Annotated in this window: 23 protein-coding genes; 13 read left to right on the forward strand and 10 right to left on the reverse strand. The window is 73.1% G+C overall.

Annotated elements, in window-relative coordinates:
* Positions 1 to 3 precede the first annotated feature (3 nt).
* The 5 genes from ACFY4B_RS22170 (at position 4) to ACFY4B_RS22190 (ending at position 6,946) form a co-directional block, all read left to right on the forward strand.
* Positions 4 to 219 (forward strand): MbtH family protein, encoded by a 216-nt coding sequence (locus tag ACFY4B_RS22170; RefSeq protein ID WP_049649155.1) that lies wholly within the window; start codon positions 4 to 6, stop codon positions 217 to 219.
* An 11-nt stretch (positions 220 to 230) separates the two neighbouring features.
* Complete coding sequence (locus tag ACFY4B_RS22175) at positions 231 to 1,496, forward strand: cytochrome P450 (RefSeq protein ID WP_387970098.1); 1,266 nt, start codon at positions 231 to 233, stop codon at positions 1,494 to 1,496.
* Positions 1,497 to 1,545: 49 nt separating this feature from the next.
* Positions 1,546 to 2,295: an SRPBCC domain-containing protein gene (locus tag ACFY4B_RS22180; protein ID WP_380775374.1), complete on the forward strand. Its 750-nt coding sequence runs from the start codon at positions 1,546 to 1,548 to the stop codon at positions 2,293 to 2,295.
* 8 nt (positions 2,296 to 2,303) lie between these two features.
* Entirely contained in the window at positions 2,304 to 2,504 is a 201-nt protein-coding gene (locus tag ACFY4B_RS22185; RefSeq protein WP_380670838.1) for a hypothetical protein, read from the forward strand.
* Positions 2,505 to 2,893: 389 nt separating this feature from the next.
* On the forward strand, positions 2,894 to 6,946 hold the full coding sequence (locus ACFY4B_RS22190; RefSeq protein ID WP_387970102.1) for an LPXTG cell wall anchor domain-containing protein: 4,053 nt from the start codon (positions 2,894 to 2,896) through the stop codon (positions 6,944 to 6,946).
* Between the two features lie 312 nt (positions 6,947 to 7,258).
* Here ACFY4B_RS22190 and ACFY4B_RS22195 read toward each other — a convergent pair whose 3' ends face one another.
* Positions 7,259 to 7,615 carry a beta/gamma crystallin domain-containing protein gene (locus ACFY4B_RS22195; protein ID WP_049649160.1) on the reverse strand — a complete coding sequence of 119 codons (357 nt, stop codon included), beginning with the start codon at positions 7,613 to 7,615 and terminating at the stop codon, positions 7,259 to 7,261.
* A gap of 532 nt (positions 7,616 to 8,147) precedes the next feature.
* On the opposite strand from ACFY4B_RS22195, the gene ACFY4B_RS22200 reads away from it, so the two are divergent.
* The 7 genes from ACFY4B_RS22200 to ACFY4B_RS22230 all read left to right on the forward strand — a co-directional run bounded on the left by ACFY4B_RS22200 (position 8,148) and on the right by ACFY4B_RS22230 (position 13,816).
* Positions 8,148 to 8,546, forward strand: a complete 399-nt coding sequence (locus ACFY4B_RS22200; RefSeq protein WP_117486201.1) for a helix-turn-helix transcriptional regulator — start codon at positions 8,148 to 8,150, stop codon at positions 8,544 to 8,546.
* Entirely contained in the window at positions 8,543 to 10,510 is a 1,968-nt protein-coding gene (locus tag ACFY4B_RS22205; RefSeq protein WP_387970106.1) for a heavy metal translocating P-type ATPase, read from the forward strand. The genes ACFY4B_RS22200 and ACFY4B_RS22205 overlap by 4 nt, the downstream gene beginning before the upstream one ends.
* 225 nt (positions 10,511 to 10,735) lie before the next feature.
* Complete coding sequence (locus ACFY4B_RS22210; protein WP_117486199.1) at positions 10,736 to 10,927, forward strand: hypothetical protein; 192 nt, start codon at positions 10,736 to 10,738, stop codon at positions 10,925 to 10,927.
* Positions 10,928 to 10,929: 2 nt separating this feature from the next.
* On the forward strand, positions 10,930 to 11,289 hold the full coding sequence (locus ACFY4B_RS22215) for a helix-turn-helix transcriptional regulator (protein ID WP_049649164.1): 360 nt from the start codon (positions 10,930 to 10,932) through the stop codon (positions 11,287 to 11,289).
* Positions 11,290 to 11,369: 80 nt separating this feature from the next.
* Positions 11,370 to 13,013 (forward strand): SulP family inorganic anion transporter, encoded by a 1,644-nt coding sequence (locus ACFY4B_RS22220; RefSeq protein WP_387970343.1) that lies wholly within the window; start codon positions 11,370 to 11,372, stop codon positions 13,011 to 13,013.
* 73 nt (positions 13,014 to 13,086) lie between these two features.
* Positions 13,087 to 13,218 (forward strand): DUF6126 family protein, encoded by a 132-nt coding sequence (locus tag ACFY4B_RS22225; RefSeq protein ID WP_220450012.1) that lies wholly within the window; start codon positions 13,087 to 13,089, stop codon positions 13,216 to 13,218.
* Between the two features lie 148 nt (positions 13,219 to 13,366).
* Positions 13,367 to 13,816, forward strand: a complete 450-nt coding sequence (locus ACFY4B_RS22230) for a GNAT family N-acetyltransferase (protein ID WP_387970108.1) — start codon at positions 13,367 to 13,369, stop codon at positions 13,814 to 13,816.
* Positions 13,817 to 13,832: 16 nt separating this feature from the next.
* Here ACFY4B_RS22230 and ACFY4B_RS22235 read toward each other — a convergent pair whose 3' ends face one another.
* Positions 13,833 to 14,675 (reverse strand): hypothetical protein, encoded by an 843-nt coding sequence (locus tag ACFY4B_RS22235; RefSeq protein WP_387970110.1) that lies wholly within the window; start codon positions 14,673 to 14,675, stop codon positions 13,833 to 13,835.
* Positions 14,668 to 15,180, reverse strand: a complete 513-nt coding sequence (locus tag ACFY4B_RS22240) for a SigE family RNA polymerase sigma factor (protein WP_049649167.1) — start codon at positions 15,178 to 15,180, stop codon at positions 14,668 to 14,670. Before ACFY4B_RS22240 ends, ACFY4B_RS22235 begins: the two co-directional genes overlap by 8 nt.
* 252 nt (positions 15,181 to 15,432) lie before the next feature.
* Between ACFY4B_RS22240 and ACFY4B_RS22245 the strand changes: the two genes are divergently transcribed.
* Positions 15,433 to 16,188 carry a hypothetical protein gene (locus ACFY4B_RS22245; RefSeq protein ID WP_387970112.1) on the forward strand — a complete coding sequence of 252 codons (756 nt, stop codon included), beginning with the start codon at positions 15,433 to 15,435 and terminating at the stop codon, positions 16,186 to 16,188.
* A gap of 102 nt (positions 16,189 to 16,290) precedes the next feature.
* Here the strand turns inward: ACFY4B_RS22245 and ACFY4B_RS22250 are convergent, their stop codons facing one another.
* From ACFY4B_RS22250 to dcd, 7 genes are all read right to left on the reverse strand, one after another.
* Entirely contained in the window at positions 16,291 to 17,637 is a 1,347-nt protein-coding gene (locus ACFY4B_RS22250) for a hypothetical protein (RefSeq protein ID WP_387970114.1), read from the reverse strand.
* An 88-nt stretch (positions 17,638 to 17,725) separates the two neighbouring features.
* Positions 17,726 to 18,466: a class I SAM-dependent methyltransferase gene (locus ACFY4B_RS22255; protein ID WP_387970117.1), complete on the reverse strand. Its 741-nt coding sequence runs from the start codon at positions 18,464 to 18,466 to the stop codon at positions 17,726 to 17,728.
* Complete coding sequence (locus tag ACFY4B_RS22260; RefSeq protein ID WP_387970120.1) at positions 18,463 to 19,776, reverse strand: MFS transporter; 1,314 nt, start codon at positions 19,774 to 19,776, stop codon at positions 18,463 to 18,465. The genes ACFY4B_RS22255 and ACFY4B_RS22260 overlap by 4 nt, the downstream gene beginning before the upstream one ends.
* Positions 19,777 to 19,863: 87 nt before the next feature.
* Positions 19,864 to 20,376, reverse strand: coding sequence for an HIT family protein (locus ACFY4B_RS22265; protein WP_380745352.1), 513 nt, complete (start codon positions 20,374 to 20,376; stop codon positions 19,864 to 19,866).
* Positions 20,373 to 21,470, reverse strand: a complete 1,098-nt coding sequence (locus ACFY4B_RS22270) for a glycosyltransferase family 4 protein (protein ID WP_387970124.1) — start codon at positions 21,468 to 21,470, stop codon at positions 20,373 to 20,375. The genes ACFY4B_RS22265 and ACFY4B_RS22270 overlap by 4 nt, the downstream gene beginning before the upstream one ends.
* A complete protein-coding gene (locus ACFY4B_RS22275) occupies positions 21,467 to 21,991 on the reverse strand; it encodes a deoxycytidine triphosphate deaminase (RefSeq protein ID WP_049649173.1) in 525 nt (174 codons plus the stop codon). The genes ACFY4B_RS22270 and ACFY4B_RS22275 overlap by 4 nt, the downstream gene beginning before the upstream one ends.
* Positions 21,988 to 22,515 carry a dCTP deaminase gene (dcd, locus tag ACFY4B_RS22280; protein WP_049649174.1) on the reverse strand — a complete coding sequence of 176 codons (528 nt, stop codon included), beginning with the start codon at positions 22,513 to 22,515 and terminating at the stop codon, positions 21,988 to 21,990. The genes ACFY4B_RS22275 and dcd overlap by 4 nt, the downstream gene beginning before the upstream one ends.
* Between the last annotated feature and the right edge of the window lie 4 nt (positions 22,516 to 22,519).

Genomic DNA, 22,519 nt, shown 5'->3' on the forward strand with positions numbered 1-22,519 from the left:
CCCATGACCAACCCCTTCGACGACCAGGACGGCACCTTCCTCGTGCTCGTCAACGAGGAGAACCAGCACTCGCTCTGGCCGCAGTTCGCGGACGTCCCCGAGGGCTGGACCGTCGTCCACGGCCCCGACACCAACGCCGCCTGCCTGGAGTACGTCGAGAAGTCCTGGACCGACATGCGGCCCAGGAGCCTCGCCGACGCCATGGACACCCGGAAGTAGCGCGGCCCGTAGTGAACCCGACCGACACCACGGACGAGGCCCGCCCCGCGGCGGGCCTCGCCCCGGCCCACGACCCCGTCCCGTCCCACGACTTCGCCGCGGACCTGCTCACCCCCGAGGCCCGGCGGGACCCGTACCCCCTCTACGCCCGCATGCGGCGCGAGAGCCCCGTCCACCGCAGCGACCAGGGCATCTGGTACCTCACCCGGTACGCCGACATCGAGGCGGCCCTGGGCGACCTGCGGCTGTCCAACGACCGCGACCGGATGACCCGGGCCTACAGCGCGCTCGGCGGCGACCTGAAGGCCCTGAGCCGGCTCACCGACCGGCTCGGCCGGGTGATGACCAACACCGACCCGCCGGACCACAGCCGGCTGCGCAAGCTGGCCAACCGGGCCTTCACCGCCCGCCGGGTCGAAGCGCTGCGCGACGGCGTCCAGGGCATCGTCGACCGGCTCGTCGACGAGGCGGTCGCGGCCGGGCCGAGCATGGACCTGATCGAGGCCGTCGCCGCCCCGCTGCCGATGTCCGTCGTCTGCGAGCTCTTCGGCATCCCCGAGGAGGACCGCCCGCGGGTCAAGGGCTGGTTCCGCCGCTTCGGCCGGCTCACCGAGGACATCGACAAGTCCGAGGCGGCGATCGACCAGTACGAGGAGTACCTGTCCGGGCTCATCCGGGAGCGCCGGCGCGCGCCGGGCGACGACCTGATCAGCGCCCTGGTCGCCACCCAGGCGCAGGACGAGCGGCTCACCGACTCCGAACTGCTGTCCACCTGCTTCGTCCTGATCACCGCCGGCGACGAGACCACCGCCAACCTGATCAACAACGGCGTGCTGGCCCTGCTGCGCCACCCGGACCAACTGGCCCGGCTGCGGGCGGATCCGGGGCTGATCCGCGGCGCCGTCGAGGAGCTCGCCCGCTACGACACGGTGACCCAGGCGATCGTCCGGGTCGTCGCGGAGGACCTGGAGATCGGCGGACGGACACTGCGGGAGGGGGACCTGGCGTACCTGTTCCTCGCCGCGGCCAACCGCGACCCGGACCGCTTCGAGGACCCCGACCGGCTCGACCTCACCCGCCCCGGCAACCGGCACCTGACCTTAGGCCACGGCCCGCACTTCTGCCTCGGCGGCCCACTGGCCAAGCTCCAGGCCGAGGTGGCGATCGGCACGCTGGTGCGCCGGCTGCCCGAACTGCGGCTGGCCGACGAGGCGGCGCTGGACTGGCGGCCCAACCCGCTGCAACGGCGGCTGAGCGCCCTCCCGGTCACCTACTGACCACGAACGACGACCACTGACCATGAACGACGACGAAGGAGTACCGACCATGGCCCGAGAGTTCGAGGTCCGCCGGGAACAGGACCTGCCCGCCACGCCCGAACAGGTCTGGGACGCGGTCGCCACCGGCGCCGGCAACCTCGGCTGGCTGTACCCGATGGAGGTCGAGCCGCGCGTCGGCGGAAAGGCCAGCCGGGGCGACTCCACCGTCGTGGCGTGGGAGCCGCCGCGGCGGTTCGCCGTCCGGGCGACCCAGGACGGCGGGTTCTCCAACACGCTCAGCTACCACATCGAGCCCGCCGACGGCGGAACGAGCCACCTGCGGATGGGCATCCACTGGGTGCACACGGGCGTCGTCGACGAGGCCTGGATGTGGGACGCCAAGTCGGACGCGGCCGAGAAGCACGTCGACTTCTACCAGCACGGCCTCGCCGAGTACCTGCGGCACTTCGCCGGCCGCCCCGCCGTCTACGTCAGGGCCCCGCGCCCCGAACCCACCGCCGACCCGGCCGACTTCGCCGCCCTGCGGCTGCGCCTGGGCCTAGCCGCCGACGCGGCCGTCGGCGACCGCCTGCGACTCGACGTCCCCGGTACGGACGGCGGCCCGGAGGAGGTGGTCGTGGACTGGCTCAGCCCCGACTTCGTCGGCCTGCGCGGCCCGGACGCGCTCTACCGGTTCTTCAACGGCAGCACCTGGAACGTGCCGATCTGGCTCGGCCACCACCTGTTCGCCGAGGACGCCGACGAGCAGCGGGCCACCGCGGCGTGGACCGCCTGGCTCAACGACACCCAAGCCTAGGAACCCCGATGGAAACCTCCACCAGGACACTGCTCTTCGCCGCCGAACTCGTCGAGGAGAACGGCACGTACACGCTGCTCGTCGAGGACGTGCGAAGCGGCAGCGTCGAGACCACCCCGGTCCCCAAGGCCATGGTCGACAAGCTCCCGACCTTCCTCTCGGCGCTCGCCGCCAAGCTCAACCCACCGGCGCCGCGCCGCCGTTGGTAGCCCTTCCCGCACCGTGAGGCCGGTGCCGTCCGGGAGTCGCCGCTCCCGGACGGCACCGGCCTCGCCGCGTCCGGCGGCGCTCACCGGCCGGACCGCCCTCGCCGGCGCGGGTGCGGGCCGACTCCGCTCGACGCGGTTAGTTCATATGACGATGCGTCAACAGGCTTGGCACTGGCCCGGGTCGAGGTCGTCACGGTCGGTCGAACCCGGTGCAGGGGGCGCGCGACGGGTGTCGAGCGCGGTGGTCGGACCGTTCGTGTGGGCCGCCGGGATGACCTCCCCAGCGTGCCGGACCGACCCGGATGGTGGAGACGGCATAGTCGTCCCGTCGCCCAATGGCGTGTTCACTCCGTCATCCAGAGTCCTGTGCACACCCTGGAGAGTCCTCGATGCCCAAAGTCAGACGTCGCCGGGGCCTGGTCCCGGCCTTCGGGGTGCGGGGCAGTACCGTCCCGGCTCGTCCGTCGAACCGTGCCGCGGCGAAGCGGCGCGGCTGGTCCGGAGCGCTGGCAGCGGTGCTGACGCTGGCACCGCTGTCGCTCGTCCCGCTGATGGCCGCCCCCGCCGCGCACGCCGCCCAGGCCTGCCCGCCCGACCCGGGCTACACCGACTGCCTCGCCTTCACCCACACCGGCGGCGGCCAGGACTTCACCGTTCCCCCCGGCGTCACCTCCGTCCGGGCGAAGGCCTGGGGCGCGGGCGCGGCCGCCGAAGCGGACAGCGCCGCGGGAACGGCCGGGGCCGACCACCGGAGCCGACCGGGTGCCGCCGGCGCCTTCGCGACCGCACTGCTGGACGTGACGCCGGGGCAGCGGCTGACGGTGGTGCCCGGCCAGGGCGGGCGGGCGCACTCCGAGGACCCGAGCTCCCCGGCGGCCCGTACGGCCCTCGGCGGCGGCGCCTCCAGCGTCCTGGCCGACGAGCCGCACGCCTCGGCCCGCACCCTGCTGGCGGCCGACGGCGGTACCTCCCCGAGCGCGGGCGGCGCGGCCGTCGGCTCCGGGGGCGGCGACGTTCCGGCGGGCCTGGCGTCGCACCTGACCGAGCGCCAGTACGTCGCCGGGGCCGGCTTCGGCGGTACCGCTCACCCCGCCGCCTCGGTGAAGCCCGGCGACCGCGACGGACGTGACGGACGCGACGGACTTGTGGTGCTGGAGTGGCAGGCCCCGGACGCCGCGTCGGCGAAGGCCGCCCCCGTCCAGGGCAACGCCTCGCAGGCCCCGTCCCCGTCGCCGTCCGCCGTGAGCGCCCCAGCGTCCCCGCTGGCCGCACCGGCCGCATCGTCCGCCGAGAGCGTCCCCCCGGCGGGCACGGCCCCGGCCGGCCACGCACCCCGGGCACCCGGCCCCCCCTTGGACTGCAGCGGCAACACGATCTACGCCGTCCAGCGCGGCTCCTCGGGCGCCGGTACGGGCACCCTGCTGGCCCTGGCCTCCGGCACCGTCGGCGGCGCCAACGTGACCGCCACGACGGTGAGCACGCTCCCCGCCGGGTCCGGCTTCACGAACGCCCTCGGCATCACGGACGGCGGCACCGCCGCCTACGTGGTCGACCAGACGCCGGCCGTCAGCGGGTCCGTGAACGTGTACGGCTACAACGCGGCCACCGGCGCCTGGACCGTCTACACCGGATCCGCCGGTCCCACCAGCGACTCCTTCGTCGCCGGCGCGGTGAACCCGGTCAACGGCATCTACTACTACGCCAGCTTCGAGCCCGGTACCGCGACCACGCCCGGCGTGGCCACCCTCTACGGGTTCAACACCACCACCAACACCGCGATCCCCGGCGTGATCGGCACGTTCGACCTGCCGGTCACCGGCACCTCCGGCCCCAACGGCGACATCACCTTCGACGCGGGCGGCAACCTCTACATCCTCTCCTCCGTCGGCACCGACGCCGCCATCGGCCGGGTCTCCGCACCGATCCCCACCACGGGGTCGGCCACCGGTGTGCCGCTGACCAGCACGACGCTGAGCACCCTGGACAACCCGACGGACAGGTCCTTCAACGGGGCGGCCTTCGACAACGTCGGCAACCTCTACATCGAGTTCACCTCGGGGACCACCACCTACCTGGAGCGACTCAACCCGAACACCGGCGCGGTCACGGCCGGTCCGACGCCGTACACCAACAACGCCTTCCTCTCCGTGGACCTCGGCGCCTGCTCCACCAACCCGACCCTGACCCTGCAGAAGGACATCGTCGGCCGCTTCGCCGAGTCGACCACGTCCAACGACCAGTTCACGCTGGAGATCACCGGCGGTGGCGTCACCCAGGGCAACACCGCCACCACGACCGGCACCAGCACGGGCGTCCAGTCGCCCCCGGCCGGCCCGGTCATCGCGCTGTCCGGCACCACCTACACCCTCACCGAGACGGCGGCCTCCGGAAGCCTCTCCGACTACACCACCACCTACGACTGCGTCGACACGGCCAACGGCAACGCCCCGATCACCTCGGGCAGCGGGGTGACCACCTTCAACCTGCCGTTCCCGGCGACGGTGGAGGACAAGAACAGCCCGATGGTGCTCTGCACCTTCACGAACACCCCGGTCCCGGTGACGCCCGCGCTCACCATCGTGAAGTCGGCGTCGCCGACGACGGTTTCGGCGGTCGGTCAGGTCGTGGACTACAGCTTCCTGGTGACGAACACCGGGAACGTGACGCTGACGGACGTGACGGTGAACGAGACGGCGTTCTCCGGTTCCGGGGGGCCGCTCGTGGCGGCCTGTCCGCCGGGTGCGGCCTCGCTCGCCCCCGGTGCGTCGGTCACCTGCACGGCGAGCTACACGGTCACCCAGGCGGACATCGACCGAGGGAAGGTCACCAACACGGCGACGGCGACGGGTACGCCGCCGTCCGGCCCGCCGGTCACCTCCCCGCCGTCCACCGTGACCGTCACGGCCACCGCCAACCCGGCCCTCACCATCGTCAAGTCGGTCGACGCGACGGATCTGACGGCGGCGGGCCAGGTGCTGCACTACATGTACCTGGTGACGAACACCGGGAACGTGACGCTGACGAACGTCACCGTGAACGAGACGGCGTTCTCCGGTTCCGGGACGCCGCCCGTGGTGAGCTGCCCGCCCGCTGCGGCCTCGCTCGCCCCCGGGGCGTCGGTGACCTGCACGGCCGCCTACACGGTCACCCAGGCGGACATCGACCGAGGGAAGGTCACCAACACGGCGACGGCGACGGGTACTCCGCCGTCCGGCCCGCCGGTCACCTCCCCGCCGTCCTCGACCAGCGTCCCGAACACCCCTGAGCCGGCGCTCACGATCGTGAAGTCGGCGTCCCCGACGACGGTTTCGGCGGTCGGGCAGGTCGTGGACTACAGCTTCCTGGTGACGAACACCGGGAACGTGACGCTGGCGAATGTCACGGTGAACGAGACGGCGTTCTCCGGTTCCGGGACGCCGCCCGTGGTGAGCTGCCCGCCCGCTGCGGCCTCGCTCGCTCCTGGCACGTCGGTCACCTGCACGGCCAGCTACACGGTCACCCAGAGCGACCTGCGGAGCGGCAAGATCACCGACACGGCGACGGCGACGGGTACTCCGCCGTCCGGCCCGCCGGTCACCTCCCCGCCGTCCACCGTGACCGTCACGGTCACGCCCGCACCGGCGCTCACCATCGTCAAGTCGGTGGACGCGACGGCGCTGACCGGGATGGGCCAGGTGCTGCACTACGCGTACCTGGTGACGAACACCGGGAACGTGACGCTGACGGGCGTGACGGTGAACGAGACGGCGTTCTCGGGCGCCGGTACGCCGCCGGTGGTCTCCTGCCCGCCCGCTGCGGCCTCGCTCGCCCCCGGGGCCTCGGTGACCTGCACGGCCGAGTACACGGTGACGCAGGCGGACCTCAACGCGGGCAGCATCACCAACACGGCGACCGCGACCGGTACTCCGCCGTCCGGCCCGCCGGTCACCTCCCCGCCGTCCTCGACCACCGTCCCGAACACCCCTGAGCCGGCGCTCACCATCGCGAAGTCGGCGTCCCCGACGACGGTTTCGGCGGTCGGGCAGGTCGTGGACTACAGCTTCCTGGTGACCAACACCGGGGACGTGACGCTGACGGACGTGACGGTGAACGAGACGGCGTTCCCGGGCTCCGGGACGCCGCCGGTGGTGACCTGCCCGGCGGGTGCGGCCTCGCTCGCCCCCGGTGCGTCGGTGACCTGCACGGCGAGCTACACGGTCACCCAGGCGGACATCGACCGAGGGAAGGTCACCAACACCGCGACCGCGACAGGCACTCCGCCGTCCGGCCCGCCGGTGACCTCCCCGCCGTCCACCACCACGGTGACCACGACGGAGGCGCACGGGCACCTGCCGAACACCGGCACCGGCACCGACACCCGGCTCGCCGAGCTGGCCGGGAGCCTCCTGCTCCTGGGCGGCGGCCTGACGCTCGCGACACGCCGCATCCGTCGTCGCGGCTAGCACGACAGCCTGACCGGCGGTGGTCCCCGGAGCCCGTGCTCCGGGGGCCACCGCCTTTCGTCGTCCCCCTGCTCCACGCCGCCCGAGAGCAGGCTGCTGGTCACCTCGGCGCTCGCCTCCATGGGTGCGGGGACGGGCAGCCGTGGCGCAGCATGCCGGCGCTGGCCAGCCCCTGGAGGGGGTGGCCAGCGTCGGTGAGCCGGGGTGGAGCGAATTCACGTCACAGAAAATTCGGTGGCGATCGAAGCACTGAGGGAATTCCCGGTGATTCGGTCGGGCGAATTTCTGTTCGGGGTTCGCTCTGCCGGTTCGTCAGAGGATCTGGATGGAGTTGACTCGCGGCGGGCGGTTCGGGAAGGAGATGTCGGTCCAGCGGTTGATCCGCACCGAGTCGCCGTTGGCGTCGGAGTAGACCAGGTCGTTGTTCCCGGTGGAGATCCGGTCGACCCACCACCCGCCGAAGCCGATCGACCCCCCGTTCGCGTAGCAGTCGACGCTGTCACGGCCGTCGAGGTGCGACCAGATCTTCAGGAAGTCGTTGCGGCTCCCGTCGCACTGGACGTGGTCGATGGCGAAGGCGTTGCCGGACGGCACGGCCACGGTGAGCGTGGCGGCCGCGGCGAAGGCCATCGCCATCGAGCTCACGACCTTCTTGGCTTTCGAGATCATGGATTCTCCTCAGTCGGATGAAATGTCGAATCGGAGACCGCTTCGCAACGAGTTTCGGTTGCGTCGTGCTCGATCAGTATCCAGACCGCTTTTGTGACGGTCAATCGAACGAAGTCTGGCCTCACGTGTTCTCGGTCATTTCCCTCCGTGTTTTCGGCGAGGCGTGGGGTGTGGTGTTCTGGTGGGTCGCGAGTGGTCCCGGAGCCGGGCGGACGGGCCGTCGACCGAGGGTCGCCTAAGTGCTGCGCTGACGTGGGGTGATGGTCGGACCGCCGACCGCGCGCGACGGCTGTCGGGGGACGCCTGGCTGGGAGAGGGGGGTGGGGCTGGCGGGTTCGCGCAGGACGTGTCGTGCGGTGCCGGGGGAGGGCGTGGACGGCGTCCCCGCGCCCCAACCGGCCGCCGTGGCCGCCCGTGGCGACGGCGGTGGCCCGTCTCTCCGGCGTCCTCTCCCGGATGCGGTCGCGGTCGAACCGGGCCGCGATAGCCCGTCTGGAGCGATGACATCGGCATCGACAGCTATCATCGTTCCATGACGATGAATAGCCCGGCGGCCGGGCCCTCGGCCACCACCTCGTGCGGCGCGCCCTCGGCAGCGGTGGCCCTGTTCCGCTCGCTCGGCGACCCGGCCCGCCTCGCGATCCTGCTGCGCCTGGCCCGGGGCGAGGCCAAGGTCGTGGACCTGGTCGGCTGCGTGGGCCTGGCCCAGTCCACGGTCTCGGCGCACCTGGCCTGCCTGCGGGACTGCGGCCTGGTCGACTCCCGCCCCCAGGGCCGGGCCTCCCTGTACTTCCTGGCCCGCCCGGAACTGCTGGACCTGCTGGCCTCGGCCGAGCAGTTGCTCGCCGCGACCGGCGAGGCCGTCGACCTCTGCCCGATCTACGGCACCCCGGCGGCGCCCGCCCCGGACAGCACCGGAGCCGGCCGATGAGCGACGCCTGCGGCTGCGGCGACGACAGGAAGACCGTGGAGGGAGGGGAGGAGCGCGAACCGGAGAAGCTCTGGGAGGTCGGCGAGCTGCGGGCCGCCGCCGTGGCCGGCGTCCTGCTGCTGGCCGGACTGATCACCGACTGGTCCGGCGCGTCCGAGATCGCGGTGACCGCGCTGAACGCACTCGCCCTCGTCGTCGGCGCCTGGACCTTCGTACCCGCCACGCTGCGCCGCCTGGCCAAGGGCAAGGTCGGGGTCGGCACGCTGATGACGATCGCCGCCGTCGGCGGGGTCCTCCTCGGCGAGGTCGGCGAGGCCGCCATGCTGGCCTTCCTCTACTCCGTCAGCGAGGGCCTGGAGGCCTGGTCCCTGGCCCGGACTCGCCGCGGCCTGCGCGCCCTGCTGAACCTGGTGCCCGAACGGGCGACCGTGCTGCGCGACGGCACCGAGCGGACCGTCGCTCCGGCCGAACTGCGCATCGGCGACACGATGGTGGTCAGGCCCGGCGAACGGATCGCCACCGACGGCACCGTCCGCGCCGGCCGCACCGCCCTGGACGTCTCCGCCATCACCGGTGAGTCCGTCCCCATCGAGGCCGGTCCGGGCAGCGAGGTGTACGCGGGCGCGATCAACGGCACCGGCGTGCTGGAGGTCGAGGTCACCAGCACGGCCGAGGACAACTCGCTGGCCCGGATCGTCCGGATCGTGGAGGCCGAGCAGGCCCGCAAGGGCGCCGGCCAGCGCCTCGCCGACCGGATCGCCAAGCCCCTGGTGCCCGGCATCATGGTCGCCGCCGCCCTCATCGCCCTCGTCGGCTCCCTGCTGGGCGATCCGGCCACCTGGATCGAGCGTGCCCTGGTCGTCCTGGTCGCCGCCTCCCCGTGCGCACTCGCCATCTCCGTACCCGTCACCGTGGTCGCCGCCGTCGGCGCGGCCGGCAGGCTCGGCGTCCTGGTCAAGGGCGGAGCCGCCCTCGAAGCCCTCGGCGCCGTACGTGCCGTCGCCCTCGACAAGACCGGCACCCTCACCCGCAACCGGCCCGCCGTCGTCCGCGTCGTCACTCTGGACGGCCACAGCCGCGACACCGTCCTCGCCGTGGCCGCCGCGCTGGAGGCCCGCAGCGAACACCCCCTGGCCGAGGCCGTCCTGGCCGCCGCCCCCGGCGTGCCCGCCGCCACCGACGTCGAGGCGGTCACCGGCGCCGGCCTCACCGGCCGCCTGGGCGGCCGCCCCGTCCGGCTCGGGCGCCCCGGCTGGATCGAGCCCGGCCCGCTGGCCGAAGCCGTCACCGCGATGCAGGACTCCGGTGCCACCGCCGTCCTCGTCGAGGACGACGCGACGGTGATCGGCGCGATCGCGGTACGCGACGAACTGCGCCCCGAGGCCCGCGAGGTCGTCGACCGCCTCCGCGCCCGCGGCCTGACCGTGGTGATGCTCACCGGCGACAACGAACGCACCGCCCGGGCCCTCGCCGCCGAGGCCGGCATCGACACCGTGCACGCGGACCTGCGCCCCGAGGACAAGGCCCGCATCATCGGCGGGCTCCGCACCCTCCGCCCGACCGCGATGGTCGGCGACGGCGTCAACGACGCCCCCGCCCTGGCCACCGCCGACCTCGGCATCGCCATGGGGGCGATGGGCACCGACGTCGCCATCGAGACCGCCGACGTCGCGCTCATGGGCGAGGACCTGCGCCACCTGCCCCAGGCCCTGGACCACGCCCGCCGCGCACGGCGGATCATGCTCCAGAACGTCGGCCTGTCCCTGGCGGTCATCGTCGGTCTGATGCCGCTCGCCCTCCTCGGCGTCCTCGGCCTCGCCGCCGTCGTCGCGGTCCACGAGCTCGCCGAGATCGTCATCATCGGCAACGGCGTGCGGGCCGGACGCACCAAGCCGCTGCCCCCGGCCCCGACTTCGACCCCGCACCGCGCGAGCGCGCCCGCCCCGGCCGGAGCCGTCGCCTGACCCCTCGCCCGTAGCACGGTCCGCCGGCCCCGGCCGCTCCACGCTCCGCCGCCGACGGCGCGTGGAGCGGCCGGGGCCGCTGTCGAACACCGCGTCCCCGGGCCGGGTGGAGATCGATGTGCAAAAGTCGCAACTTGAAGAATTCTTCAAGTGCATAGATGATGCTGCCCTGTACTCGGCAGAGATGCGGTCGCGCGCGGCAGCGCCGGCGGCGAGGAGGGGCGCATGAGCGACGTGTTCGACCAGGAGCTTCGCGAGCAGCTCGACGAGGCCCGCCGGCAGCGGGCCGAGGCTCGGACGGCAGGTGACGAGGACAGCGCGCAGGCGTACGCCGGACGCGTCACACAGCTGCTGCGGATCGCCGCCCAGCACGGCATCGAGATCGAGCACACCGCCGAGGAACAGGAAGAGGACTGAGCATGGCCGTCCCGCTCTACCAGGCGAAGGCGGAGTTCTTCCGCACGCTCGGCCACCCGGCGCGCATCCGCGTGCTGGAACTGCTCCAGGACGGTCCGCGTCCGGTGCGCGAGCTGCTCGCCTCGATCGAGATCGAGCCGTCCAGCCTCTCCCAGCAGCTCTCCGTCCTGCGCCGCAGCAACCTGGTCACGGCCACCCGCGAGGGCAACACCGTGGTCTACGCACTGAGCACGCCGGACGTCGCGGAGCTGCTGCGGGCCGCGCGCCGCATCCTCACCGAGATGATCGCCGACCAGGGGACGCTGCTCGCCGAGCTGCGCTCGGCCGGGCTTCCGGACGCGGCGGCGGAGCAGACGGCGTGAGCGCCACGCGGACCACCCTCGCGGGCCGGGCCGCCGGGCGCGTCCGGGCCGTGCTGCCGAACCGCGCGGCCCTCGCCGCCATGGGGCGCTCGCCGCGCAAGGACCTGGTGGCCGGTCTGACGGTGGCGATCGTCGCGCTGCCGCTCGCGCTGGGCTTCGGCGTCGCCTCCGGCGCGGGGGCCGAGGCCGGGCTGGCCACCGCGGTGGTCGCCGGGGCGCTGGCCGCGGTGTTCGGCGGCTCCAACCTCCAGGTCAGCGGACCGACCGGCGCCATGACCGTGGTCCTGGTGCCGATCGTGCACCGGTACGGCACCTCCGGCGTCCTCACCGTCGGCCTGATCGCCGGCCTGCTGCTGGTCGCCCTCGCCCTCGGCGGGGCCGGCCGTTTCATGGCCTACGTCCCCGCGCCGGTCGTCGAGGGCTTCACCCTCGGCATCGCCGGCGTGATCGGACTCCAGCAGGTGCCCGCCGCCCTCGGCGTCACCAAGGGCGACGCCGAGAACGTCGTGGCCGTCGCCGGACAGGCCCTCGCCGACTTCGCCCGCCACCCGCACCCGGCCGCGCCCGCCGTGGCGCTCGCCGTCGCCGCGGTGATGCTCGTCGGCGCACGGCTGCGCCCCGGCATCCCGTTCTCGCTGCTCGCCGTCGCCGCCGCGACCGCGGTGGCCGACCTCGCCCACCTGGACGTGGCGACCATCGGCCACCTCCCGGCCGGTCTGCCGCTGCCGTCGCTGGGCTTCCTCGACCCCGGCGCGGTGCCGCACCTGCTCACCGCCGCCCTCGCGGTCGCCGCGCTGGCGGCGCTGGAGTCGCTGATGTCGGCGACCGCCGCCGACGCGATGAGTGCTTCCGAACGGCACGACAGCGACCGGGAGTTGTTCGGCCAGGGAGTGGCCAACCTGGTCGCCCCGCTGTTCGGTGGCGTCGCCGCCACCGGCGCGATCGCCCGTACCGCCGTCAACGTCCGCTCCGGCGCCGTCTCCCGGCTGGCCGCCCTGGTGCACGCCGCCGTGCTCGCGGTGGTCGTCTTCGCCGCGGCTCCGCTCGTCGAGGGCATCCCGCTGGCCGCGCTCGCGGGTGTCCTGATCGCCACCGCGGTCCGGATGGTCGAGGTGGCCTCACTGCGGGCGCTGGCCCGCAGCGGACGCGGCGAGGCCGCCGTTCTGGCGCTCACCGCCGCCGCGACCCTGGCCTTCGACCTGGTCACGGCCGTCGTCGTCGGCCTGGCCGTCGCCGGGATCCTGGCCCTGCGCCAGGTCGCGCGGTCCGCGCGGCTCCAGCAGGTGCCGCTGCACGACGGCCTGGCCCCGGCCGACCACCACGAGGAGGAGCGGGCGCTGCTCGCCGAGCACATCGTCGCCTACCGGATAGACGGGCCGGTGTTCTTCGCGGCCGCACACCGCTTCCTGCTCCAACTCGCCGAGACCACCGACGTCAAGGCCGTCATCCTGCGCCTGTCCCACGTCACCGCGATCGACTCCACGGGCGCCCTGGCGCTGGGCGACGCGATCGGCACGCTGGAACGGCGCGGCATCCTCGTCCTGGCCGCGGGGGTGCCGGACGGCCACCGGCGGACCCTGGACGCCCTCGGTGTCCTGGACACCCTCCAGCGGCAGGGGAGGGTCTTCGCCCAGACTTCCGACGCCATCGCCCGTGCCCGCACCGAGCTGCGGACCACCGGAGTCCTGGCGGACGCCACTGCACGAAAGGGAACGGACCGATGACCGCCCGGCGCCCGCACATCCGCCCGAGGCCCCGCCACGACCGCCCCACGACCCGACCCCAGGAGCACCGACCATGAGCAGCGCCACCGGTGACGAGAAGAAGCGGCGCAAGGCCATGCTCATCCGCGCCGGGATCTACATCCTGGGCACCCACCTGTTCGCCGGCTTCGTCATCCTGCTCTTCGCCCTCGGCAACCGCCACTGACCCCCCGTCCGGTCGCCGCCCCCGAACTGCTGCCACATCGGGCGGGGTTCGCGCTGCTGACGGTTCGTCGCAACGCCTGGACGGGAACGGGAGTGCTCCGGCGCCGGCAGTGTGGCAGGCTGGCCCGATGTCTACGACCCTCCGCCCCATGGACGCCCGACTCCTGCCCGCCTGGCTCGATCGCAGCCGGGCCGAGTACGCCAAGGACCTCGTCGCTGCGGGGCAGACGCCCGAGGAGGCCGGCCGGCACGCGGCCGACAGCATGGCCCGCTACTTCCCCTCCGGTACACCGAGCCCCGGGCACGCGCTCTTCGACGTGGTCGATGCCGCCGGGGCCACCGTCGGCCACCTCTGGATCGGACCGGACACGAGCGAGGACGCCGGCTCCTGGTGGATCTGGGACATCGCGATCGACGTCGACAAGCGCGGGCTGGGCCTCGGGCGAAGGGCCATGCTCCTCGGCGAGGAGTACGCCCGGGCGCAGGGCGCCCGTACCCTCGGGCTCAGCGTCTTCGGGTTCAACACGGGCGCGCGCGGCCTCTACGAGTCGCTCGGCTACGAGACGACCTCGGTCAAGATGCTCAAGCGACTCGGCTGAGGTCCTGGGGCACCGCCTACGGGTGGGTGTCCTTGGCCGTGGGCTGCGTCCTCTGGTTGTAGATCTCCTTGCCGTCCGCGTTGTAGGCGTGGACGTAGGGGGTCGGGGGGAAGGGGCCCGCGTCGGGGCCGGTGGAGATGGCAGCCGTGTAGGCGAACGCGCCGCCCGCCATGACGGCCGGGTACTGCGTCGGGTCGTCGCCGTAGCTGATGGTGACCTTGGCGACGTCGGCGGTGTAGTGCCCGGCGCCCAGCGAGAGGACCTGCCCGGCACCGGTCGGGGCGCTGAAGCTGTCGAAGAACTCGACCAGGTGGCCGGTGCCCCACAGGCGGTCGTTGATGAACGTCGGGGGGAGGGAGATGCTGTGCCCGGTCCGGCCCTTCGACTCGCACTGCACGTACTGGCCGGCGGAGTCGACGGCGACGACCACGCCGTCGGTGTCCGAGGAGGCGGCGGGAGCGCGGACCGCGATCACTGCCTGGTACTGCGACGCCTCGGAGCCCAGGCAGGAGCCCAGGATCCCGGCGACGGCCCCGGCCTCGATCGGGGTCGTCGTCGTGCTGGTGACGGTGAAAGCCGCCGGGGGGTGGGGGGAGGCCGGCACGGAGGGGGTGCCTGTGGCGGCCGGCCCCTGCTGTGGTGCCGGTGGGTGTTGTGGCCCCGGCGGGTTCAGCACGGACGGGAGGGTCAGGCACAGGGCCGCCGCGGCGCAGGCCGCGGTCGCGCCGAGGGCGTGTCGACGGTGGCGGCGCCGGTCGGCGCGTCTGCGGATCTCCGCAGCGGGCAGGGTCGGTGCCGGCATCTGCGTGCCGAGCAGCCGCAGCCGGTCGTCGAGGCTGTCGTGGACGGGGTCAGACACGGAGCTTTCCTTCCTCGCTGGTCGGGGTCCGGTCGGAGAGTCTGGCCGCGAGCGCGGTCCGGCCGCGGGCGAGGCGGCTCTTGACGGTGCTGATGCCGGCGCCGGTCTCGGCGGAGACCTGCTCGATGGAGAGGTCGCACATGTGGTGCAGGACCAGGGCGATCCGCTGTGCTTCGGGTAGGTCGCGGAGCGCGGTGACCAGCATCAGGTGCTCCTCGGTGGGCGGCTCGACGGTGGACGGTTCGTGGCGGTGGTGGTGTCCGGCCAGGTGCAGGCCCCGGGCGAGGCGCCGCCAGCGGGAGTGGGCCAGCCGCCGGGCCGTGGTCCGGATCCATGCCTCCGGGGCGTTGCCGGGGTCGAAGGTGCGCCTGCGGTCCCAGGCGCGGATGAAGGCCTCCTGGACCACGTCCTGGGCTTCGGACCAGTTGCCGGTTATCGCGTAGAGCTGCCCGGTGAGGCGGGAGAAGGACGCCGCGTAGAACGCGTCGAACTCCTGTGGCGTCATCAAGGGCCTCTCCTCCGGGGCTGTCCGTCAGCTCGCGGCACGGGCGGTGCGCGAGGGAGCACTCCTCGGCCACGGCGGGTCAGCCGTGCGTCCTGGGTGGAGCCTCCCGCCCTGTACGCACGAGCGCCGTCCCAGGGTTACATCGACGGCCTATGACCTGGATCACACGCGCGGGGTGCGACCGCTCGGGCGTCGGGAGGTGTACAGGGGCGCGGGCATCAACCGGACGCCCGCAGGAAGGGACACGGATTCATGCGTATCCGCCCGATCATGATCATCACCGCCACCGCCGCGGCCATCGCGACCGCGGGGGGAATGGCCACCGCCGCGACCGGCACCCCCACGGCCCAGAGCAAGCCCGCCGCCGCGCCGGCCGCCCCTGCCGCGCCTGCCGCCCCGGCCTCCGGCGGCGGCTCGGCCGCGACCGGAGCGACTGCCACCCCGGCGGCCTCCACCGTCACCAGCGCGACGACGACCCCGATCGACGCCGGGACCGTCGCCGGGATCCTGGCCTCCTGCCTGGGTTCCGAGGCTTCGCAGTACCAGGCGGTGATCGGGGTCCGCGCTCCCGTCGCCTCGTCGGACACCGACGGCGTGGTCGTCGCCGTCGACTCCGCCGGCCAGTACGTGCAGTGCGAGTCGAAGGGTGACAAGGGCACCAGCATGTCCTCGCCCGCGACGTTCATCAACGACCGCCTGTGGGGCACCGGTCACCTGGTCGAGTTCTTCGACAGCTTCAGCACGCCGGCCGGTGCCGGGCAGGTCCTCTCGCTGGGCGCCGGGCACTACACCGCCGACGTCGCCAAGGTCACCATCAGCTACGGCGACGACGCGACGGAGTACCCGGCCGTCATGGCGGGCGGCGCGTTCGCCTACACGGCTGCCATCTCCACCGGCTCCGACGCGAACGCCTTCCCCCCGGCTCCCTACGTCCACGCCTACAACGCGGACGGCAAGGAGATCTACAACCAGAAGACGCAGCCCACGGTCAAGAACACCCACCCGTAGGCGACACCCCGGGCGGGCGGCCGTTGCGACCGCCGCAGGGGCAGTGAGCCGGATCCTCCGCGGAGGATCCGGCTCACTGCCTGACGAACCGGGCCGAGCGGGTCAGCGCTGCCGCTCGGGCTCCGCATAGGTGCGGAAGTCCGAGGCGGTCTCCGGCCAGTTGGCCCGCTGCCAGCTCCGCAGCTCCGGGTACGTCGCGTGGGCGGGCACGACCACCAGGCGCTCGTCGAACCACCGGGTCAGGAACTCGCGCCGGCTGCGCACCTCCTCCCGGGTGCGCCCGCTCAGCATGACCTGCCCGACCCCCTGGGTGGTGTCCTGCACCGTGTCCCCCGTCCGGAAGCCGTACGGGAGGTCCAGCCGCACGTGCTCGACACCGGGCAGGGCCCGGATCTGCTCCAGTGACGGATAGCCGACCAGGACGCCGGGCCGGTTGGCGAGGAAGAGGGTGCTGACACTCTCCGGACGGACGGTCGGCTCGATCGCCGGCTCGATCCCCTCCGCGCACCGGATGGCGGCTTCGCCCAGGTCAACGCCGAACTTGAACGCCACCGCTTCGGAGATCAGCCCGCCGCCGGTGCGGGCGGCGCACTCGCCGAACACGAGCCCGCCGGTGTCGGGCCGGCGGAACAGCTCCATGTGGAACACCCCGCGCCGCAGGCCGAGGGCCCGCAGCGCCTCCGTCACGACCGGCCGCGCCAGGGCGAAGGCGTCCGCGTCCTCGGTCGGGTCGAAGCGTTCCAGCTGGAGCACCCGGTTGGCGTCGACGGCGGTCAGGCACGGCTCCGCGTAGGTGCCCACGCTGAGGAACCGGAGTTCGCCGTCGAAGACCACGCCGTCCGCCATCCACTCCTCGCCCGGCGTGAACTCCTCCAGGACGAAGGTGCGTTGCGGAACGCCCCGGCGCCGGTACTCGGCGCAGGTGTCGATCAGCTCGGACAGACCCCGGACGACCGAGGTGTTCCGGGTGCCCGCCCCGGCGATGGGCTTGAGCACCGCCTTGTCGAAGTCCGCGAGGGCGGACGGATCCAGGTGGTGGATGTCCTCGATGACCTGCGAGGCGCCGACGTCCAGGCCGGCCGCCGCGACGGCCCGCTTCTGCAGCCACTTGTCCCGGAAGTTCGGGGCGATGTCCGCGGCCACGGCCGTCGGGAGGTCCAGGACCCGGGCGAGTGCCGCGACGGTGACCAGGGCCTCCTCGTCGGAGGTCTGGAGGAAGCGGAACTCCCGCTCGGCGGCGCCGGTCCGGCGCAGGGCGAGGAGGACGCTCTCGATGCTCGTCGGGTCCTCGGCGAAGATCCCCACGGCCCCGTCCGGGAGCTTCAGGTAGCCCCAGTCCGCCAGGTGCGGGCCGTGCACCACGTAGGGCGTGATGCCGTTCCGGAGGCAGGCGCGCATCGCGTACGGGTCCGTGCCGACGATCAGGGCCGAGGGCTGGTCCTGGGGCAAGGGTTCTCCTTCGTTGTGGGGCTGAGGGGGCGGCGGTCCGGGGGCGGACCGGGAAGACGGGTCGGAAGGGTGGACCGGGACGGCGGGTCTAGAGGTCGGCGATCCGCCACACCCCGATCGACTTGTCGGCGAAGCGGTGCTCGACCCGCGTGCCGTCCTCCTCGGTCACGTAGACCTCGGTGCACTGCTCGTCGAGCACCCGGAAGGGCTCGGGCAGCAGGAAGGGGGCCCGCCGGAGGTTGAGCGGACGCCAGCCGCCCGCATCGGTGGCGGCCTCGTTCCCGGCCCGCCCGATGAAGGTGGTCGTCGCCAGGTAGGTCGAGCCGCTGCGTCGGATGTTGTCCAGCGCGCGGTGGACGTCGTCGTCTCCGAGGTGCACCAGGCAGTCGCGGGAGAAGACCAGGTCGACCTCCGGCAGCGGGTCGCGGGTGAGGTCGAGGACCCGGAACTCGCGGTCGGCGCGGGCGAAGCGCGCCCGGTTGCGCTCGACCACCGCGGGGACGATGTCGGCACCGATGTAGCGGTCGACGCCCAGGTCGACCCTGGACATCCAGAAGTAGTCCCCGCACGGCGCGTCGAGCAGGCTCCGGACGCCGAGCTCGGCGAGCAGGGAGGGCAGTTCGGCACGCAGCGCGGCCGTCTGGGCCAGGTTCGACCCGAGGCCGGAGCGGGATTCGTCGTCGTCGGCCCCGCTGTCCTCGGTCAGCGTCCAGGCCCCGCTGGCGTAGATCCGGGCGAAGGTCTCCTGGAGCGGCACGCGCGGTGGCCCGTCGGCTTCCGGTGCCGCCACGGAACCGCGCGTGCCCTGCTCCCGGGTGTCGTCGGTCATTGGTCCTCCTTGGTCGTACGGACGGATGCCGGCACTGCTGCCGAAGCCTGTTGCGGACGGTCCGCCCCCGCCTCCGCCCCCGCCGCGGCCTGCGGCTCGGACGGCAGGGTGCGGACCCCCGGGACGGCCAGCACGACGCCCGCGGTCGCGGCGACCAGGCAGGCCGCGCCCAGGAAGACGGCGCCGCTGCCGACCCGGTCCGCGATCGGGGCGGCGACCGCCAGGCCGAGCGGGAGGAAGACGAACGAGCCGAAGGCGTCGTAGGACATCACCCGGGACATCGACTCCTCCGGCACGTGCTTCTGCAGTGCCGTGAGGAAGGTGACGTCGTTGAGGCTCATGCACAGGCCGGTGACGAACATCGCGCAGGCGGTGACGGCGACCGGCGCGGCGCAGGCCAGCGCGACCAGGGACGGCACGATCCCCAGGGTGAACAGCACCGCGGCCCGCAGGGGCCGGCGGGGCCGCAGCCGGATGGCCAGCAGGCTGCCCGCCACGAAGCCGACCGCCTGCGCGGTGAGGACGGCGGCCCATCCGGAGGCGCCGCCGAGGTGCGCCTCGGCCTCGACCGGTCCCAGCACGATGAAGCCGGCGCCGATGCACACGTTCACCAGCGCGAGTTGTGCCACCGCCGCCCACAGCCAGGTCCGTTCGGTGAACTCCCGCCACCCGTGCCGGAGTTGCGAGAAGATGCCTTCCTCCGTGGGCGACGGCTGGTCCGCCGTGCCGGTCAGCCGGACTCCGGCGAGGAGCACCGCGGACACCAGGAACGTCGCCGCGTCCACCACCAGTGCCCAGCCGGCGCCGAGCAGGACGACCAGCACGCCCGCGAGCGCCGCGCCGCCGATGCTGCCCGCGTTCATCGACAGCTGGACCAGCGCGTTGGCGGACTGGATCTTCTCGGCGGGCACGAGCCGCACCGTGACGCTCCGGGACGCCGGGGTGAACAGCGCGCTGGCGGCGCCGCTGACCATCGACAGGACGACCAGGCCCGCCAGGGAGTCCGTCCCGGTCAGCACCAGGACCGCGACCGCTCCCTGGGCGAGACCCGCGGTCAGGTCCGCCCCGACCATGACCCGGTGCCGCGGCAGCCGGTCGGCCAGGACGCCGCCGTAGAGCAGGAACGCGACCTGGGCGGCGATCCGGGCGGCGGCGACGATCCCGAGGGTCGAACCCGAGCCGTCCGGCATTCCGAGGACGGCGAAGGCGAGCGCCACCGGTGCGATGGCGTCACCCAGCAGGGAGACGGACCGGGCGGAGAACAGCAGCAGGAAGGAACGGTCTCGGAGGATGGAGAGGTCGGCGCGCACACAAGGCCTTTCACGTTCTGGCCCGACGGGATCGAGCTGGTCGGGGAGCCGTCACACCGCGGTCCGGTCCGGGTGGTCGGGGAGCCGTCACACCGTGGTCCGGTCCGGGTGTTCGGGTGGCGGTGCCGAGAGGCGGGCGCGGGTGGCGGCGAGCCGCTCCAGCGGCACCGGGTCGGCCTTCCAGGGGCGGTGGAGATGGTCCCCGGCCGCCCGGGGCACCAGGTGGACGTGCAGGTGGAACACGTCCTGCCAGCCCGCGTCCCGGTTCGCCTGGAACAGCGTCAGGCCGTCCGGCGCCAGCACGTCCCGGATCCGCCCGGCCATCAGGTGGACGGTGGCCATCACGGCGGCGGCGTCCTCCGGGGTGATCTCCCAGAGGTCGGCGGCGTGGCGCTTGGGGATCACCAGGGTGTGCCCGTCCATGACCGCGGTGATGTCGAGGAAGGCGATGGTCCGCTCGTCCTCGTGGACGACGGCGGCGGGCAGCCGGCCCCCGACGATGGCGCAGAACACGCAGTCCGCGGACCGCGGGCCGTCGCCCCGGTCCCGCTCCGGCCCGCCGGTGGGCGCAGGGGCCGCGGTGGTCGGCCGGGCCGTCATCGCGCGACCCGGCGGGAGAGTTCGGCCAGGTCGCCGGCGGTCCGCGACAGCGGGAAGCGCCCGCTGTTGACCAGGCCGGCCGCGGCCAGGTCGTCCAGCCGCTCGGGCGAGCGGAGGAACTCCTCGATGCGGCCCCGGAGCGCCGTGAAGTCCCCGAAGTCGACCGGGAGCGCGGAGCGGCCGAGCACCTCGGTCAGGCCCGGCACGGGCTGGTAGGCGACCGGCAGGCCGCACGCCTGCGCCTCGATGGTCACCAGCCCGAACGCCTCCAGCCGGAGCGAGGGGACGATCAGGAGGTCGTGTCCGCCGAACGCGCGCCACAGGTCCTCCCGGGACAGCCAGCCGAGGCGGCGCACCCGCGACAGGTCGGAGCGTGCGGCCAGGGCCGCGAACTCCGCCGGGGGAGCGGCCACGGAGAGCTCCACCCCGGGGAGCGAGGCCACCGCCGCGATCAGGCCGGAGGTGGCCTTCTCGGCGGTGAGCCGACCCGCGTAGAGCACCCGCAGGACGCCCGCTTCGCGCTCCGCGCGGTGGCCCGGCCCGGTGGGCCGGCCGGCCAGCAGCCGGTCGGGGACGCCCCAGGGGATGCGGACGATCCGGTCCGACGGGACCGGGGCGATCCGGCGCAGCCGGTCCGCCATCGCCCCGGTGGGGACGACGATCGCGTCGGCCGATGCCGCGGTCTCCCGCAGGACGACGGCCTGGGTCGGGTGGTCCTCGGCGAACAGCAGGTCGGTGCCGTGCACCAGCGCGATGCTCGGCCGGTCGGGAAAGACCTGCTGCAGGGCGGCCGTCGCGCCGAAGGCCAGGTGCTGGAGGTGCAGCACGTCGTGGTCGGCGGCGGGGTACCTGTCCCGGACGGCAGCGCCGAGCCGGTCCACGTAGGCCCAGAACGCCGGCCCCGACACCGTCTTGCCCGGCACCGCGAGCAGGGCCGGTGAACCGGAGGTGTCGGGCGCCTGCCGGTCCTGCGGGGCGAGCATGAAGACGTCGGCGGGGATGAGCGGTTCCGGCCCGCCGTACAGGTCGCGCAGCAGCTCGACGCTGCCGCCGGGGCTGTCCGGGGGGAGGTCGATCCCGGTGAGGACGTTCACGCGAGCTCCTCGTACAGTCGCGACGTGTCGATGCCGCTGGTCCGGGTGTACTTCCGGCCCATGTTCTGGTAACTGGCCTCCGCGCCGAGGGTCTTGAGGAAGATGATCTTCCCGAAGGTCATCCCCGGATAGATCCGCACCGGGCGCACCACGCGGATCTCGAGCGTCCACCGGATGGCGTGGCCGACGTGGCCGAGCGGTGCCGAGACGTGCACCCAGACGCCCAGCGCGCCCACCGTGCGGTCACCGTTGATCATCTGCGCGAAACGCTCGGAATGGGTGCGCTCGTGGGTGACCCCGAGGTAGAGCCTGCCCGGCAGCAGCACCATGCCGTCCGGCGGGATGGTGCGCTCCTCGAACTCCGTGGAATGCGCCGCGTCGAGTTCGGACTCGCACACCCGGATGGTGTCGCCGAGTCGCCAGTCGTAGGCGTTCGGGGAAATCCTTCGGGGGTCGAACGGCTCTATGACGATGTCACCGGAGTCGATCGACCTGGCTATTTCCGCCCGGGTGAGGATCACGGCTGCCCCAACTTGTCCCGCCAGTAGCGCGATTCCTGCGGTCCGACCGCGCCCTGGTACTTCCCGGAATAGGGCTCGATATCGCCGAGCGTGTCGAAGAACATGATCTGCCCGATCTTCATCCCGGGATACACCCGCAGCGGTCGGACCGCGGACAGCATGAGGGTCCACTGGCCGTGGAAGCCGATGTCCCCGATCGGGGCGGTGATCTCCACGAAGAGCCCGAGCCGGCCGACCGAGGAGCGCCCGAAGAGCAGGGGCACGAAGACGTCGGATCCGACCTCCTCCACGGTGTGCCCCAGGTAGAGCTGGTCGGGCTCCAGTACGAAGCCGCTGGAGTCGATCTTGGTGGCGTCGGTCCGGTTGGGCCGGTACGCGTCGATGACGCTGTCCGTGTAGGTGATCAGCGTCTCCCCGAGGCAGACGTTGTAGCTGTTCGGGTTCACCTGGTCCCGGTTGAACGGGGATATGGAAATCCTGCCGTCGCGGGCGGATTCAACGATTTCTGGTCCCGTCAGGATCACAGGA

The sequence above is a fragment of the Kitasatospora sp. NPDC001261 genome, assembly GCF_042896795.1.
In the GTDB taxonomy this organism is placed as follows: Bacteria; Actinomycetota; Actinomycetes; order Streptomycetales; family Streptomycetaceae; genus Kitasatospora.